We start from the raw sequence: 1,178 nt of genomic DNA on the forward strand, positions 1-1,178 counted from the left end.
CAGACAAGCCTGTAGAGCCAACTCCAGATAAGCCTGTAGAGCCAACTCCAGACAAACCTGTAGAGCCAACTCCAGACAAACCTGTAGAGCCAACTCCAGATAAACCTGTAGAGCCAACTCCAGATAAACCTGTAGAGCCAACTCCAGATAAGCCTGTAGAGCCAACTCCAGACAAACCTGTAGAGCCAACTCCAGACAAGCCTGTAGAACCAACTCCAGACAAACCTGTAGAGCCAACTCCAGACAAGCCTGTAGAGCCAACTCCAGACAAACCTGTAGAGCCAACTCCAGATAAGCCTGTAGAGCCAACTCCAGACAAGCCTGTAGAGCCAACTCCAGATAAGCCTGTAGAGCCAACTCCAGACAAACCTGTAGAGCCAACTCCAGACAAACCTGTAGAGCCAACTCCAGATAAACCTGTAGAGCCAACTCCAGATAAGCCTGTAGAGCCAACTCCAGACAAACCTGTAGAGCCAACTCCAGACAAACCTGTAGAGCCAACTCCAGACAAGCCAGTGAACCCAACACCAGGTAAGCCAGTGGATCCAACACCAGGTAAGCCAGTGAACCCAACACCAGGTAAACCAGTGAACCCGACACCAGGTAAACCAGTGAACCCGACACCAGGTAAACCAGTTGATCCAACACCAGGTAAACCAGTGAACCCGACACCAGGTAAACCAGTGAACCCAACACCAGGTAAACCAGTTTCGGAACAACCAGCTAATCCAACATCGGCTAAAGAACAACTTCCAAATACTGGTGAAACTACATCTGCAGGATCAACTGTACTCGGAGTAGTTGCAGGACTTGTAGGATTGGCAGCACTTGGACGTCGTAAGAAGGAAGACGAAAAATAGTCATCTTTCTTAGGAGAGTAATGTTACTTTATTTACAATAACAACTCACATTGACGATCAAGGCCGGCTTTAAGTCATAGAAAAGAGAGGCTATCCCACACTTTAGGGATAACATTTAGAAAATCTTTTCAACATAAAACGCATAATATCAAGGTTTTTGAATATCTGATATTATGCGTTTTTCTGATTTTAGGCTCATTGTCAACTGTAGTGGGTTGAATAAAAGCTAACATCTGGAGAGGACAATCGTTGTCCTCTCCATTTTTATATTCAGAGCGATGAAAATTCGTTTCTTAAAATTGTCAAAGTTCCTAAAAC

General features: G+C 45.2%; 1 protein-coding gene. It reads left to right on the plus strand.

What is annotated here, in order from left to right; translation table 11 throughout:
• Positions 1–860, plus strand: an 860-nt coding sequence (locus QM911_RS09815) for an LPXTG cell wall anchor domain-containing protein (protein ID WP_414313876.1), incomplete at its 5' end; no start/stop codon positions are given.
• Positions 861–1,178: the final 318 nt, after the last annotated feature.

The organism is Streptococcus infantis (genome assembly GCF_047460825.1).
Taxonomy (GTDB): Bacteria; Bacillota; Bacilli; order Lactobacillales; family Streptococcaceae; genus Streptococcus; species Streptococcus infantis_V.